This is a genomic window from Psychrobacter sp. M4 (assembly GCF_055699795.1).
Map to the genome: position 1 here is coordinate 1868803 of NZ_CM146740.1, position 17075 is coordinate 1885877.

Genomic DNA, 17075 nt, shown 5'->3' on the forward strand with positions numbered 1-17075 from the left:
ACAACCCATTTAAATGGACTGCCATTTGGACACTTTCATGACGACAAGCCCCAATACAAATATAAAAAGTACAGATATAAAAAGCCATGCTGACATACCTTCCGTGTTGCAGCGTATTATTGCTACCAAACATGAAGAAGTCGCAGCCGCGCGTAGTGAGCATTCGCTTGAGAGCCTACAAGCGCAAGCGGAGGCTGACAACCAGCCAAGGCGCGGTTTTGCTAAAGCGCTACGAGCCGCCAATACTAAAAAAAGCGGTATCGGTATTATTGCCGAGATCAAAAAAGCCTCACCCTCTAAAGGTATTATCAATCATAATTTCTCGCCCGCCTTATTTGCTCAGCAATATGAGCAAGCGGGAGCTAGCTGTCTATCGGTACTCACGGATCGTGATTACTTTCAAGGTGATGATAAGTACCTGCTGCAAGCGTATAATGCCTCAAGTTTACCAGTACTACGTAAAGATTTTATGATTGATCCTTATCAAATTTATCAGTCTTATTTGCTAGGTGCAGACTGTATACTACTCATTATGGCCTGCCTTGATGATACTAGGGTGCATGAGCTACATGCGCTTAGTGCCCATCTTGGTATGGATGTATTGATAGAGATTCACACCGAACAAGAGCTTGAACGCGCGCTTAAACTACCCCGCTCAGCTCATAATATTTACGGTATCAATAACCGTGATCTTAATACTTTTAAAGTTGATTTACAAAATACCTTGAAGCTAAAAAATGCTTTGTTACAAGAACTGGCTGTTGATGATGCTCTAAGAGCCAATGCTAATGATATTTTATCAAGACCGCTAGTAGTTACCGAAAGCGGTATTCATAGCATCGCCGACATACGTTTGATGCTGGATCATAATATCTCGCATTTCTTGATTGGCGAGCAGTTTATGAAAACCGATCATCCTGGGCAGGCGTTACAATCCTTACTTGCGAGCGTCAATACACAAGCGTAAAGTGTTGTCCATAATGCTGATAGCTTATGGGCTACGGCCTAAATCGTTAAAAACTAATCCATTATCAATCAAAAAGATACACTAATTACTATGTCAAATTCTCTATTTTCTAAAGAAATGCAAGACCAGCTCAAAGAGCTTAAAGGCCAGCTTAGTAAAGGCCGCGATACCAACGCTCCTGATGGCGAAAACCAGAAGCCAACGGAACCGGTATCCCTACCTACTCAAAAGCAGGTCAACAAGACCGTCAAGCAGTTAGATAGCGAGCACATCGATGACGATAAAGTGTTATTTATGCAAGCCATGCATGGTGTCAATCCGCTCGAAGATAAGAACGTGCGCTCGCCTGCCGACACCGATGGGTCTTTAAAAGCGGCCAAACCTGATGCAACTACCCTATCCAAACGTGCAGCTGCTCAGGGCGGCGATGGTGTAGATTTGGGGGCAGGCTTATCAGATATGCAAGCGCTACTCAACCCAGTCGCTAGCGAAGCTTATTTGTCTTATAAGCAGCCAACGCTACAAAACAAAATATTCACTCAATTAAAGCAAGGCAAGCTGCGCTGGTATGACGCGGTCGATATTCATGGCAGTACCATTGAAGAGGCGCGTACCGCAGTGATGCAGCTGCTAAGCCAAGCTAAGCAAAACAATGAAACGATGGTCAAAATCGTCCATGGTAAAGGTAGTGAGGCTATATTGAAGACCTGTATTAATGGCTGGTTGCGTCAGCTACCAGAAGTATTGGCTTTTTGCTCAGCGCCGCCCAAAGATGGCGGTAATGGTGCGGTGTTGGTTCTGTTAAAAAGACCTAAAATGGACGGCGAGTAAGCTTCTTATTAAACATAAAAAGACTGCCAAGCGCAGTCTTTTTTATAGCTGACATAAGGGTCACTATGACTATCCAAACCATAAAAGATCAAGACGATTTAGAGCAGCACATCAACGCGCTCACTGCAATTGAACCTAAGTTTGCGCCTGTCTATGAGCAAGTTGGCGTGCCAAGCCTAAGACGAAATACGGGCGGTTTTGAGCAGTTAATGCGCGCGATCGTAGGACAACAACTCTCTGTTGCAGCAGCGGCTAGTATTTGGCAGCGCTTACAAAATGCAGGTTTAACATCGCCGCAAGCCATCATTGAGGTGAGCGATGAGCATCTACGTACGCAAGGGTTATCGAAGCAAAAGCTTCGTTATGTTCGCTCATTAGCGGCTCACGATATAGACTTTATGGCTTTAGAAACCATGACCGATGAGCAAGTGATCAAAGAGCTGACTGTCGTGACCGGAATTGGACGCTGGACCGCTGAGATGTATTTACTGTTTTCTTTAGGACGCGCTGATGTACTCGCTGTTGATGATTTAGCGCTTAAAGTTGCAGCGATGAATGTGCTGCGACTTGATGAGCGCCCCACCCCAAAACAGTTGCACCTACTTACCGAGCAGTGGTCACCACACCGTAGCGCGGCAAGTTTATTATTATGGGCGTATTATGGTCTACAGCGTAATAAGGTAGCTGTGCCAGTATAACTGTTGCTACGCTCGCTTTTTTTGTATAGATTTTGACCTTTGCTACAATTTTTGAGTAGTATTATATAAGATATTAGCTATAGCGAATTCAACTGCTCTCATAGGAGATATGTTATGGATGACACCTCACAATGTCCATTTAGTGGTCAAGCTTTTAAGTGTCCCATTACAAATGACAATGGATCATTTGATCCAAAGCATTTTAATGCCTTTGATACTTCTTATCAGCTTGACCCTGCCTCAGCCTTAAGATGGTCAAGAGACAATCTGCCGGTTTTTTATAGTGAAGAGATGGGTTACTGGATCGTGAGTCGTTACGATGATATCAAAACTGTCTTTCGTGATCCTATTTTGTTTTCTGCTCGCAACGTACTAGAGAAAATCACGCCAGCAACTCCTGAGGCGATACAAGTATTAAAAGGCTATGATTATGGTATGGATCGTACCCTAGTCAACGAAGATGAGCCTGCCCATATGGAGCGGCGCCGAGTACTAATGGATCATTTTTTGCCCGAGAATTTAGCAGGTAAAGAAGCCATGATCCGCCGTTTGACCCAAGAAAAAGTTGATCAGTTTATTGACTCAGGACGTGTTGATTTGATCGAGGGTCTACTTTACGAAGTGCCTTTATTAGTAGCGCTGCACTTTTTAGGGGTGCCTGAAGATGAGATTGCCAAACTACGTACGTTTTCAGTGGCGCATTCTATAAATACTTGGGGCAAGCCAATTAAAGAGCAGCAAATCGATATTGCTCATGATGTCGGCCAGTTTTGGCAATACGCTAGCAAAATTATTGAAAAAATGCGCGCTGAACCTAACGGTAAAGGTTGGATGCACCACACGATTAGGAAAAACAAGGAACTACCGGATGTAGTGCCAGATAGCTATGTACATTCGATGATGATGGCAATTATCGTTGCCGCTCATGAAACCACTTCGCTGGCCTCTGCTAATATGTTTCGCACTTTGTTAACCCACCGTGAAGCGTGGGAAGATATTTGCGCTGATCCTAGTCTTATTCCTAATGCAGTTGAAGAGTGTTTACGCTATGCAGGATCAATCGTAGCATGGCGGCGTGAAACTACAGCGCCAACGACGCTGAACGGTGTGCAATTACCTAAAGGAGCAAAACTACTTATCGTGCAAGCTTCTGGTAATCGTGATGAACGTCATTTTGAAAACGGCGATGATTTTGATATTTATCGCGATAATACCGCTGAGCATTTAACTTTTGGTTATGGGGCGCATCAGTGCATGGGGAAAAACATAGCCAGAATGGAGATGCGTATTTTTTTGGAGGAGATCTCGCGCCGTATTCCGCATTTGCAGTTAGCAGAACAAGACTTTATTTATACTCCCAGTACTTCATTTCGCGGACCAGAAGCGGTTTGGGTAGAATGGGATCCTGCTCAGAACCCAGAACGTACAAATAGTCAGATTAAAGAGCAAGTTGTGCACTTTGCAGTCGGTGCCCCGCAAACCCAGGATGTAGCCAGACGCGTTAAAGTCGTTGCTATTGAGAAAGAAGCCGATAATATTTTGAGTGTAGTATTATCTGATGCGCGTGGTAGAGCATTACCAAATTGGAGTGCAGGTGCTCATGTTGAGATTGTCAGTGGTGGCTTTAATCGCAAATATTCATTATGCGGTAAAAGCAGTACTAGTCGCACTAGTAGTGACCATAATAGTAGTGACCATACTAATGATAATACCAGCCATTATAAACTAGCGATCTTAAAAGAGAAAAACGGTAAAGGCGGTTCACAATATTTTCATGATCATCTGCGTGAAGGTATGACGCTTAAACTGCGTGGTCCCAGCAATCGCTTTCATTTAGATAAAACAGCTGCTCACTATATGCTTATTGCAGGGGGTATCGGCATTACTCCCATTCTTGCTATGGCTGATTATTTAAAGGATATAGGTAAACCTTATCATATCCACTATGCTGGCAAAGCTTTCTCTAAAATGGCTTTTGTCAAGCGCTTAGAGACTGATCATCAAGAGCAATTTACCTTGTATGTAAAGAGTACAGGACAACGCGCTGATTTAGCCCATTTGATTGAGAACCTACCTCAAGACGCGCAAATATATGCCTGCGGTCCAGAGCGAATGATAGAAGAGCTAGTTATGTTGACCGAAGATTTGCCTGAGGATAGCTTATTTTACGAGTACTTTTCGGGTACAGATACGTTATTAGATCCAGAAAAAGAGCAAGCGTTTGATGTGGAGCTAATGGATTCAGGATTGCAGCTTACGGTAAATCATACACAAACTTTACTCGACGCTCTTGAATCTGCCGGTATTGATATTGCCAGCGATTGCCGCGAGGGGCTATGCGGCAGCTGTGAAGTTCTGGTCGCTGATGGCAATATTGAGCATCGCGATGCGGTGTTGACCCGTGCAGAACGTGCAGCAAATACACGTATGATGGCTTGTTGTTCGCGTGCTCAAAATGGAGCAACGCTAAAGCTTAGTTTATAAGCTAATAAAAAACTTACAGGTGCTAAAAAAACCATCTCTAAGCTTTCGAAAAACTTAGAGATGGTGAGTGGTTAAATAGATAGTCATAACGATGATTAAACTTTACAGGCTGCACTGGCAACTTTTAAGGCTTTTAAAGTCCCAAAATCATAATTACCTTTTTGGAAAATGGTCCCAAGGCGGGTTCCATATCGAAAGACCAAAACCTTTGGTAGCGCGTTTAAACTTTCGTCTTGCTAAAGCACGGCTTCTTTTCTTATGATTTTTCTTCAAGCTTAATTTAGCTTTTTTGTCTTTAAAATCTGACTCTTTATCTTCTTCAATAGTATCAGTAACATCGACATTTTTGTTTAACTCAATACTCTCATTGTTTTGTTCGTCGTTGTCATTATCAATCACTTCACTATCATTAAAATCACTACCTTCACCTTCACTGATGTTGTCCAGTTCATGTTCAAGCTCGCCCTGATTGACAATCAATTGCTGAGTGGGCAGCGCATGTTCGACCTTGTACTTTTTTACTTTTGTTAATATATCAACCAGCAGCGTGTCTTGTTTGCCATAAAACTCTATCACATCAACACAGTTAACATAGGCACGTAGCTGAATCACATAACAATCTTGGCGCAGCTCTAAGATATTGGCCTGATTCCACTCCTGATTGGTCAGCTCATGCTCATTTAAAAGCTTATCCAAATCTTTTACCATTCTAAATATCTCTTCGATATCAGCGCTGCGTTTTATATATAAACTGTGCAAAAAATGAAACATATCACGCGAGGTAAAGTTCTCAATATGCATGGATGAGAAACCACCATTAGGCACAGTGACAATGGTGCGGTTCAAGGTACGTACTCGTGATGAGCGAATACCAATGTCAATGACGGTCCCTTCTTGATCACCAAACTTACAATAGTCTCCTATGCGCACTGGTGTATCTGCAACTACCACTACACTACCTACCAAGTTCTCAATCGTTTTTTGCGCACCAAGTGCTAACGCTAAACCACCTACCCCTAGTGCTGCAATACCTGTCGTTAAATCAAAACCTAAATTACCAAAGATTACAATTACGGCAAATATTATCAGTAGCGCTTTGACTACTTTTCGTAGTAACCCTAAGATAGAAACGCGCTCAATATAATTCTTTTTATAACTTAAGTTGACTGCGCGCGTCGACACCGCATCAACCATACGCATGAGTAGCCATGTTATCGCAACCCATGAAGCGATCTGGGTAAAACGATTGATCGGTTCACGTAGGGTTACGGACACGCCTGCATATACCATAATCTCTGTCAAAAACACTGACATAATAACTAGAGTCAGTGGTACAACTACCTTATTGGGCAAAGGCAGCGGTACACCGCGTACACGTGGATAAACAATTCTTAAAAGATGATAGCAAAGCCAGACGAATAAATAAGTTAGTACAAAACTACTAACAATCAGTACTACCGCGGCAACCAAATCTGAGAGCTGATAACCGAATATACTTTTGTCTTCTAGAGACTCTACAGTATAACGCGCTACTAAGGTGGGGTTAGTGTTCTCTATGACATCCGGTATCGAGTCGATTGTTTCACTAGAAAACTGCCAATACTGCTCACCTCTATCAGACACCACCCGCTCTAGTATAAGAGGTACATTCTTATCATCAATGCTGATACTGCCAACTCTTTCTTGGTTAGGCGGCAGCTGATCTGTCAAGTTACCTTCAGGAACATTACTGATTTGCAAGTCGGGCTGGAAGCGCCCGCCGGTATCAAGTGCTTGTTTAAACTGACGAACAATAGTGGTTGGATTATCAGATTTAGATAGGTTTAGATAGTTACTGGCTAATAGATAATCATTTTCTCCAAGGGCACTAATAAACCTTTGCACGGTTTGACGCGGCGTATCGCGGCCAAAAGCATCTGGTAAAGTGTTACTCGTACTCTCCTCGCTACCACCGTCAATACCCAGTAAGCCGCTCTCAGCTGCAAACGAGCTACTCGAAGACAGTAGACCAAATAATAGGGTAAGCAGCATTGTCAACACTATTAACAGTGCTTTTAATGACAGTGGTAACGTCGGTGGTGGTGTTGACATTTTGATTGATGATGTGATGGCCGGATGCAGATAATGACGCTTGATAGACAAAACAAACCTCTTAAGGTGGTAGATAACACAGATGAGAATTAAAAAAATCTGCCGCTATAATAGCAATTATTATCAGCTATAGTGTCTTTGATTATTTGCTTTTATCGCGAAAAATCTTTGGTTACTTTAACATCGTTCTATAATAGACAAATTGAGGTACAAAACAGGTATTAGATGTCGTTGGATTGACATCAAAGTAGCTAATAACATGACATCATGAGAACCATTCAGCTTATCGTGAGGAAACGTTAGGTTAAAAGTGTTTATAAAGAGAAAGGTTTTATAGATAATAAGTACTATTTAAAGCGCTTGATAGTTTTTATACTTTTTACTTGGAATCGGCTATGATTTTATCACGTTCAACCACAAGCGCCTATCTGCGCTGGTGTATCTTAAGCTCACTTGGCGTAATGTCTATTAATACAGCACTAGCAGCAGTACCTAATATCAGCTCTATTGATGGGCGTGAGCTGCCGCAGACTGAGCTTGATGAAATCGTCGTCACCGCAACGCGTACACCGACCAAGATTAGCAATACTATCGCTCAGACCAGAGTGATTGATAGTGAGGCATTAAAACGTTATCAGGGTCAAACGGTACTAGAAGCGCTTAGGCATCAGCCTGGTTTTAGTATCAAACAAGATGGCGATTTAGGTAGCAACAGTAATTTCTACATACGTGGTTATGATAGCAAACGGGTGCTGCTATTGATTGATGGAGTCCGCTACGGTTCAATGTCAACAGGTCAACCTGCTCTAGCTATGCTACCAGCCGACCAAATTGAACGCATTGAGATCTTATACGGTGCATCTGGCTCTAGTATTTATGGTTCCGATGCGATGGGGGGTGTCATTCAGATTTTTACCAAAGGGACGGACGTTGACCAAATCAACTTTTCTGTGACCGGTGGTGTCGGTACGCACGATCATTATCTTTACGGTGCCACTGCGCAGTTTGTTAACCCTAAAGGCGCTAAGCTGAGCTTATCTGCTAGCCGCAATCAAACTGACGGAATTAGCGCTATTGAGAATCAAACTGGCAATAACAAAGATGACGATGGTTTTAAGAGTAATAATTTTGCGCTAAATACAAGTATGCCTTTAACGGAAAATATCAACGTTGGTGTAACTGGTCTTTTTGCAAAATCAACCACTGAATTTGACGCTTATACTAATGAGCCTAACGCAGAGATTGATCAAAAAAATGGCGCAGTAACTGCTTTTTCACAATATGAAAAAGATAATTTAACTTTACGTTTATCTGGAGGCGAAAGCTTAGATAATCTTGATAATAAGGTTGGTGATAAATTTGAAACCAAGCAAAGACAAGTCAACCTGTTAAGCATTTATCGACTGCCTACAGGACAACTACAAGCTGGCGCAGAATGGCTCAAGCAAGAAGTTGATATCAATGATAATACGCCTGAAAACGGTATTGACAGTTATAAAATAAATGATCGTACTATTAAAAGTGGCTTTTTAGGTTATCAGCTCAATAAAGAAGCTTACGACGTCCAAGCCAACGTTCGCCTCGATGATAACTCTCAATTTGATAGTGAAACTGTTTATAGCCTTGGCTACGCTGTAAAGCTGGCACCTAATATACGTCTTGGTACCAGTTTTGCTAGTGGTTATAGAGCGCCTTCTTTGAACGATTTATATGTTGAGAGCTCATTTTATATTCCAAACGAAGATTTAGAGGTTGAGGAGAGTAAAAACTTAGAGGTATTTATAGAATCAAATAGTACCCTACAAACGACTCGTCTCACTGGTTTTAATAGTCATGTCAATAATCTCATTAATAATGCTTATGATCCAGCAACTGAAAAATACCAAGCCGTCAACATTGATTCCGCGCGATTACTAGGTTATAGCTTCACCTCAGATTGGCAACTTAACAATATCTTGTTCGGTGGTCAGTATACTCGGACTGATGCCGAAGAGCGGTCCGGAGCAAATAAAGGTAGGCAACTGGTCTATCGCCCTAAGCACACTGGACTGGCATACATTGGTTATCAGGCCATTGATTTTGATATTCGTGCTGAGGCAGAATATGTTGGCAAGACTTATAACTCTGCAGATAACAGTACCTTTATGGATGACTATCTGCTTTTCAATATTAGTGGCAATTATTATGTTAATCCAAACCTAACCGTAACCAGCCGAGTTGAAAACCTAACTAACGAAGATTATACGACTAACGAGAGTTTTGGTACGCGCTATAATCAGGATGGCATCAACTTTTTTACCTCATTAACTTATAACTGGTTCTAATTTTAATTGACTTTATAGTTTCTTTATTTGCAGTGTACTAATAGATGACAAGTCATGTCTCATCCTTTACAATAACCCACTCCGAGAGGTGTTGCACCACAGCTTTTATTAAGCCGTGTTAGGCTCGGTAGCTTTTAATCAAAAGCATGAACAACGGCACCTGCGTTTTATTTTTATCATAAATCTATTAATAATAGGAGCATATGATGGACGCAGTGTCTAATATACCATCTGTCCATACCATCGACCCCACTTTCACCGACTATAAAGTTGCTGATATCAGTCTCGCTGATTACGGTCGCCGCGAGATCACCCTTGCCGAAGCTGAGATGCCAGCCCTTATGGGTCTGCGTCGTCGCTACCAAGCGGATCAACCGCTTAAAGGCGCTAAAATCGTCGGCTGTATTCACATGACCATTCAAACCGCCGTCCTTATCGAGACGCTAATCGCGCTTGGTGCTGAAGTGCGCTGGACTTCATGCAATATCTTCTCGACCCAAGATCATGCAGCGGCGGCTATAGCGGCAGCAGGTACGCCAGTCTATGCTTGGAAGGGCGAAACCGAAGTGGAGTACGAGTGGTGCCTGCGTCAACAAGTCCATGTTGGCGGCGAAGAGTCCGGCGAGCTTTGGGACGCCAATTTAATCTTAGATGATGGCGGTGATTTAACCGCGCTTATTCATAATGAATATCCGCAAATGCTCGATAACATTCATGGTGTCTCAGAAGAGACCACTACGGGCGTGCATCGTTTAATCGATATGCTTAAAAAAGGTACGCTAAAGGTGCCGGCTATCAATGTCAACGATGCAGTCACCAAGTCCAAAAACGATAACAAATACGGCTGTCGTCATAGCTTGAACGATGCTATCAAACGCGCTACCGATATGTTCCTTGCCGGTCGCCGCGCTTTAGTCATTGGTTATGGCGATGTCGGTAAAGGTTCCGCCCAAAGCTTACGTCAAGAAGGCATGATCGTACGTATCTCAGAAGTCGACCCAATTTGCGCTATGCAGGCTTGTATGGATGGTTATGAAGTCTTATCTCCCTACATTAATGGCGACAACACGGGCGGCGCGGATAATATCAATACTCGCCTGCTTGAAGATACGGACATGATTGTCACTACAACAGGCAACTATCACGTTTGTGATAAGCATATGTTAGCGGCATTAAAGCCGGGCGCAGTGGTCTGTAATATCGGTCACTTTGATACTGAAATTGATACTCAATTTATGCGTGATAACTGGCGCTGGGTTGAGATCAAACCACAAGTGCATCAGATTTTCCGCTCAGATGATGACAACGACTATCTGATCTTGCTAGCTGAAGGTCGTTTGGTAAACCTAGGTAATGCCACCGGTCATCCCTCACGCGTCATGGACGGCTCGTTTGCTAACCAAGTCTTGGCGCAGATGTATTTGTTTGAAGAGAAGTTCGCCGATCTTCCTGTTGATGATCGTTTTGATAACTTGTATGTCAGAGTATTACCGAAGAAGCTTGATGAAGAAGTCGCAGCGGCAATGGTAGCTGGGTTTAACGGTACGCTCACTAAGCTGACTGAAAAACAAGCTGAGTATTTAGGGGTACCTGTTGAGGGGCCGTTTAAGCCTGATGAGTACAAGTACTAATAACAAGGGGCGCAACTATGAATAAGCCTGCTGTTTCTTTTGAATTCTTTCCTGCTAAAACAGAGCTGGGGCACGAGAAGCTACTAAGCACTTTTGATGAGCTGAACAAACTAGCGCCCACGTATTTTTCGGTAACCTATGGTGCGGGCGGCTCAACCCGGGATCGCACCTTAAGTATCGTACAGGCGTTGCTGGAGCGCAGCGATACGCCGATTGCCCCGCATATTTCTTGTATTGGCGACGATAAAAGTAAGATTGCTGAATTGTTAGAGCTCTACAAAAACTTGGGAATCAATCGCTTAGTAGCGCTACGTGGCGATTTGCCCTCAGGGCAAGTTGGCATGGGCGAGCTACCATTTGCACTTGATTTGGTTAAGTTTATTCGCGAGCACTCAGGAGATCATTTTCACATCGAAGTTGCCGCTTATCCTGAGATGCATCCACAAGCACGTAGCTTCCAATTTGATGTCGACAACTTAGTTAACAAATATCAAGCGGGCGCGAATGCGTCAATTACGCAGTTCTTTTATAACGCGGACAGCTATTTATATCTGCGGGATACCTTAGAGCAGCGCGGTATAGATACCACAGCGCAGCCATTAGTAGCTGGTATTATGCCGATCACTAATTCTAGCAATCTAGTGCGCTTTGCTGATAGCTGCGGTGCTGACATCCCTCGCTATGTACGTAAGCAGTTAGCAGACTTTGGTGATGATCGCCGTGCCATTCGCGATTTTGGCTTCGAGGTGGTGCATCGCCTTTGCGAGCGCTTAATCAGTGAGGGCGTGCCTGCCATGCACTTTTATAGCATGAATAAGGTTGAGCCTAATAAACGATTGGTTCAATCATTGGGATTGGCTGCTGAAACGGTTTAGATCGTTACTTATATACAATACTCTCACTATTTAATTAACTGGTGTTCTTAGGAGCACCAGTTTTTTTAGATATCTCATGCAGTTTTTCTTAATACCTTAATTTGCAATACTTTTAAAACTTCGTTTCATAATGTTATTTAAGGCCACCTTACTTTTGTTTCCTAGCCAATATGCGTTACAATGCACGCAATTATGTAATTGACCAAACAATTGGTTGTTTTATATTAAAGTTTGCTAGTAACGATAGGAATAACAAATAGTGAGACGTTTTTTTTACGCTGTAAATAGTCAAATTGACAGTAATGACGATGCGCTCGAACGTCTCGCTTTGCACAAACTATCTATTGGTAGCAGTATTGATCTGACGACTAGTATCGCTCATCACTGGTGCCGCGTACTTCGCGCAAACATCGGTGATTATGGTCTCCTATTCGATGGCTTTGGTGGTGAATATCAAGTACAGCTACAAACTATTGGTAAAAAACATGCTACAGCAGTTCTACTAGCTCATGACAGTGACGATCGTACCCCTTCTATTAGAACAAAGATTGGTTTAGTGATGAGTCGCGGCGAGCGCATGGATTATGCGATTCAAAAGGCGACCGAACTTGGCGTAACGGCTATTCAATTACTCAGCAGCCACCATGGTGAGGTCAATCTTAAACCTGCGCAAATCGATAAAAAACTACTCCATTGGCAACAAGTAGCGCTTAGTGCTTGTGAACAATGTGGATTAAATAGGCCGCCGCTTATTCTCTCACCTCTATCTATTGAAGCTTGGTTACAGCAGGAAGTATCTGAGTCTATAGAGCTTAACAAAGCCATTAGCTCTATCGTGGCACCGCTGAGTTTTGATCCTTACTATCAGATATTAAATATGCAAGCAGATTTACGCATACAAATGAGTGTTCCTGCTGCTGACCAGCCTATTAGACCTAAGATGCTAACCGAAGTATTGGCACAAGATAACCCCTACATTGAGTTATTGATCGGCCCTGAGGGCGGATTAAGTCATGATGAGCGTCAATTGGCTGAAAACTATGGTTTTCTAGCTTGGCAAATTGGCAACAGAGTACTGCGTACCGAGACTGCGCCAGTGGTAGCGCTTGCAACTCTATACGCTTTAGGCGATGGGTGATGTCTTTGATAACCCTATGAAAAATGATTTAAATACATAAATATTACTTATTAATATTGATAATCATTCATTATTACTATAACGAATAGTTAAAAATTAAAGTGACTGGTATAACCATTTTAACTTGCAGTCATTTTTAAGTGTGATGCACTTATTACTTACTTTAAATGCCTATGAGCACAAATTATGATTACCTCTCTAGCCCTTTCAAACGATGTTAAACAGCAGCTACTTGTTCATATTTATGAGCAGCTGGAAGATGCTATATTTATTTTAGATGCAAACCTACATTATATATCGGTCAACTCCGCCTATGAGACCATGATTGGTTATGACAAGAAGTTTTTAATCGGTCGCCCACTAGGAATATATGCAGCTGAGTTCCTATTAGAAGACGAACGTACTATTTTACAAGATATCTCTAAGCATCTAGACGACGATGGCTTTTATGAAAATAATTTTGCTATGACTAGTCGTTATGCTCAGATAATCAACTGTAAAGTTACTTTTCAAAGAATAAGTGTGGATAACGAGACGTTCTATATTGGCATAATTTGTGATATCTCATCAGCGACCAAAGACCGACAGCGAGTGACCAATCTTTTAAATTACGATCAATTAACAGGCTTACCCAACCGTAAAGTGTTTTTGAGCCAAAGTAGCGATCTGATTATGGAAAGCTTCCAAGAAGTCGTGATCATTCGAGCCAATATAGACCGTTACCGTATTCTTATTAGTAACTTTGGACAAGACAAAGTCGATACTCTTATCAAAGAGTTCGTCGAACGAGTGGATACTTTAGATCTTAAAAACCTTCAGTGCTTTTCACATTTTGGCGGTGATGATTTTGCTCTTTTGTTTGAATTTTGTGATGCCCATTTGGTTCGTCACCAACTCGATAGTTTGATGCAAATGTGTGAGCTACCTTTTACCGTAGATACCCATAGTGTATTTTTGCATATCTCCGTCGGCGTTAGTTATTATCCCACAAACGGCAAACAACTCAATCATCTATTAAACAAAGCTGAAAAAGCGCTGCACTACGTCAAGCAACAAGGCGGTGACGATATCTGCTGGTATAGTGACGATTTAAATAACATTACATTGGACAATTTACAGCTAGAGTCTGAGCTGCGAGAAGCAATAAAAACCCATCAGTTTGAACCTTATTATCAATCTAAAGTAGCTTTAGAGACCGGGGACGTTGTCGGGTTTGAGGCGCTAGTACGCTGGCGTCACCCTACTCGCGGTCTATTAGATCCTAAGTATTTTATGGACGCTATTATTAAGTATAAACTGTCCTTTGATCTTTTTTGTCAAATGGCGATTCAAATTGCCAAACAGCTGCTGCATTGGCGACAACTTGGATTTTCTCAGTATGTCTGTGTTAATGCTGATGCAGCTGAGTTTAGTCATCCCAACTTTTTAAGCTTTGTAAGTCAGCTATTTGATCAATATGATATTGAGCCTCACAAGCTCAATATCGAAGTCACAGAGTCTTCATTGATGCTACGTCATGCTAGCGTAAAGCAGCAAATAGTGTCGTTAAAAGAGCTAGGGGTTTCCTTAGCACTTGACGATTTTGGTACCGGTTATGCCTCTTTAAGTTACTTACAAGAATATCCTTTTGACTTTATCAAAATTGATAAAAGTTTTATCTCCGATATCACCAGTAACCCCACCCAGCGTGCCATTGTAAAAACTATTCTGGATTTGTCAGTTGCTTTAAATATGGTAGGTGTGGCTGAAGGTATTGAGACTGAGGAGCAGCGTGATCTACTGCTACAAATGGGCTGTCAATACGGTCAAGGTTATTGGTTCAATCGGCCAGTATCTGCTGACAAAGCTACCAAAATACTCACTCAATAGCTTTATTCGATAAGCATATATAACTAACTATTGTTTATTAGAATTTATTCAAAAGCTGACGCAAGACAGGTTCATGACTAAGCAGTATTATGACCAAACTTGTATAATTTCCCCTGAACGCCTATCTTTCCATAGTGATTTTACAAAAACATTTATAATTAAAGGATAGGAATTTATGCAGTATAAAGCCCCAATTCGTGATATGAAATTCGTCATGCATGAGCTTTTAGGCAGCACCAAACATTATCAAAATATAGCTGATTATGCACATATTGAAGCAGATATTGTCGATAGTTATTTAGAGACAGCAGCAAGTTTTGCTGAAAACGAGTTATCACCATTAAATATGAGTGGTGATGCTGAAGGCTGTCATTTCAATGATGGCGTAGTCACCACTCCTAAAGGCTTTAAAGAGGCTTACAAACAGTATTGTGAGCTTGGGTTTACCTCACTAACTGCTGAAGAAGAGTTTGGTGGTCAAAATATGCCGATGTCATTAAACTCAGCTATCTCTGAGTTCATGGGCACAGCTAACTGGTCATTTGGTATGTATCCTGGCTTATCTGAGGGGTGCGTATCCACCCTTGAGCATCACGGTACTGATGAGCAAAAACAAAAATACTTGCCCAATTTAGTCGCAGGGGTATGGACAGGTGTCATGTGTTTGACCGAACCTCAATGCGGCTCAGACCTAAACTTGGTTCGCAGCAAAGCAGAGCCGCAAGACGATGGTACCTATAGTATTAAAGGTAACAAAATCTGGATCTCAGCAGGCGAGCACGACATGTCTGAGAATATTATCCATATTGTTTTGGCCCGCCTGCCAGACGCGCCGGCAGGAACCAAAGGCTTGTCGTTATTTGTCGTACCTAAATTTATGGTTAATGACGATGGCAGTTTAGGAGAGCGTAACGCTGTCTCCTGTGGTTCCATTGAACACAAAATGGGCATTAAAGCTTCAGCCACTTGCGTGATTAACTATGACGGCGCGACAGGGTTTTTGATCGGTGAAGAAAACCGTGGTCTAAACACCATGTTTACCTTTATGAACGTAGCCCGTATTGGTACGGCTATTCAAGGGGTTACTGCAGCTCAGTTCGCTTTTCAAGGTGCTTTAGATTTTGCAAAAGAGCGTCTAGCTTTTCGCTCTTTAGATGGTGCCAAATTTCCTGAAAAACCTGCCGACCCTATCATTGTCCATCCCGCGGTTCGTGATATGTTACTTACGACTAAAGCGTTTGCTGAAGGTGGCCGTGCGTTGATCGGTTATATGTCACAGTTTGCAGATATTGTCGCTAAAGGTGAGGGAGAGTCGCGCGAATATGCGGATCAAATGTTGTCACTGCTAACCCCTATCGGTAAAGCATTCTTAACTGAAACTGGGCTCGAAGCTGCTCATCACGGTGTCCAAGCCCTAGGTGGTAGCGGTTTTTGTACAGAGTATGGTTTAGAGCAAAACGTGCGTGATACTACCATCTCTTGTATTTATGAAGGCACCACGCAGATTCAAGCGCTTGACTTAATTGGCCGTAAAGTACTAGGCTCAAAAGGCAAGCTGCTAGCTAACTTTACTAAGGTTATCCAAGATTTCTGTAAAGAGAACCAAGACAATAATGAGATGCAAGCTTTTACTGGGCCGCTACTCAAACTAGTAGACGAGTGGAATGAGTTAACTACTGATATTGGCAAACAAGCTACTGATAACCCTGAAGCGGTAGGCGGCGCTGCTGTCGACTATATGTATTTTAGTGGCTACGTCACTTTGGCTTATCTATGGGCACGTATGGCACTTATTGCTCAGACTGAGATCTCTAACGGCAATAGTGAGAAAGCCTTTTACGATGCTAAAGTCAAAACCGCCCAGTTCTACTTTGCCAAGTTATTACCGCGTACGGCCACTCATGCCCAGCGTATTAATACAGGCGTTGAGCCCTACATGACTATGAATATTGAACAATTTGCTTTTTAATTAACTATTTAAAGACTTGCTCTAGCGTTTAGCTTTTTGATGGGCTGGTCATCTAACTATGCTACAGCTACAACTAGCAGCGACATACTTAAGTGTGTCGCTGTTTTTTTTGATTTAATTTAATCACAGTTGAAAAGGTTCTATAACTTATTTTAGTAAAATATACAAATTATACTCCATATGGATTCCAATTGGATT

11 protein-coding genes are annotated in these 17075 nt (G+C 42.2%); 10 read left to right on the top strand and 1 reads right to left on the bottom strand.

The genetic code is table 11. The annotated features are described in order from the left end of the window. Nucleotides 1–37 precede the first annotated feature (37 nt). From trpC to ACR63N_RS07605, 4 genes are all read left to right on the top strand, one after another. Complete coding sequence (trpC, locus tag ACR63N_RS07590) at nt 38–967, top strand: indole-3-glycerol phosphate synthase TrpC (protein WP_367110013.1); 930 nt, start codon at nt 38–40, stop codon at nt 965–967. A gap of 90 nt (nt 968–1057) precedes the next feature. Next, the gene (locus ACR63N_RS07595; RefSeq protein ID WP_472781794.1) at nt 1058–1798 is read left to right on the top strand and encodes a Smr/MutS family protein; all 741 of its coding nucleotides are present in this window, start codon (nt 1058–1060) and stop codon (nt 1796–1798) included. 65 nt (nt 1799–1863) lie between these two features. Further along, on the top strand, nt 1864–2496 hold the full coding sequence (locus ACR63N_RS07600; protein ID WP_367110015.1) for a DNA-3-methyladenine glycosylase family protein: 633 nt from the start codon (nt 1864–1866) through the stop codon (nt 2494–2496). A 114-nt stretch (nt 2497–2610) separates the two neighbouring features. Further along, a complete protein-coding gene (locus ACR63N_RS07605; RefSeq protein ID WP_472781795.1) occupies nt 2611–4980 on the top strand; it encodes a cytochrome P450 in 2370 nt (789 codons plus the stop codon). A gap of 153 nt (nt 4981–5133) precedes the next feature. Here ACR63N_RS07605 and ACR63N_RS07610 read toward each other — a convergent pair whose 3' ends face one another. After that, nucleotides 5134–7122: a mechanosensitive ion channel family protein gene (locus tag ACR63N_RS07610; RefSeq protein WP_472781796.1), complete on the bottom strand. Its 1989-nt coding sequence runs from the start codon at nt 7120–7122 to the stop codon at nt 5134–5136. 344 nt (nt 7123–7466) lie between these two features. Here ACR63N_RS07610 and ACR63N_RS07615 point away from each other — a divergent pair, with 344 nt between their 5' ends. From ACR63N_RS07615 to ACR63N_RS07640, 6 genes are all read left to right on the top strand, one after another. Continuing rightward, nucleotides 7467–9395 carry a TonB-dependent receptor plug domain-containing protein gene (locus tag ACR63N_RS07615; protein WP_472781797.1) on the top strand — a complete coding sequence of 643 codons (1929 nt, stop codon included), beginning with the start codon at nt 7467–7469 and terminating at the stop codon, nt 9393–9395. A 206-nt stretch (nt 9396–9601) separates the two neighbouring features. After that, nucleotides 9602–11026, top strand: coding sequence for an adenosylhomocysteinase (ahcY, locus tag ACR63N_RS07620; RefSeq protein ID WP_472782726.1), 1425 nt, complete (start codon nt 9602–9604; stop codon nt 11024–11026). Between the two features lie 17 nt (nt 11027–11043). After that, entirely contained in the window at nt 11044–11901 is an 858-nt protein-coding gene (locus ACR63N_RS07625) for a methylenetetrahydrofolate reductase (protein ID WP_367104439.1), read from the top strand. A gap of 259 nt (nt 11902–12160) precedes the next feature. Beyond that, complete coding sequence (locus ACR63N_RS07630; RefSeq protein ID WP_367104438.1) at nt 12161–13039, top strand: 16S rRNA (uracil(1498)-N(3))-methyltransferase; 879 nt, start codon at nt 12161–12163, stop codon at nt 13037–13039. A 186-nt stretch (nt 13040–13225) separates the two neighbouring features. Next, nucleotides 13226–14908 (top strand): putative bifunctional diguanylate cyclase/phosphodiesterase, encoded by a 1683-nt coding sequence (locus ACR63N_RS07635; RefSeq protein WP_472781798.1) that lies wholly within the window; start codon nt 13226–13228, stop codon nt 14906–14908. A gap of 175 nt (nt 14909–15083) precedes the next feature. Then, nucleotides 15084–16877 carry an acyl-CoA dehydrogenase C-terminal domain-containing protein gene (locus ACR63N_RS07640; RefSeq protein WP_367104436.1) on the top strand — a complete coding sequence of 598 codons (1794 nt, stop codon included), beginning with the start codon at nt 15084–15086 and terminating at the stop codon, nt 16875–16877. The last annotated feature ends 198 nt before the right edge of the window (nt 16878–17075 follow it).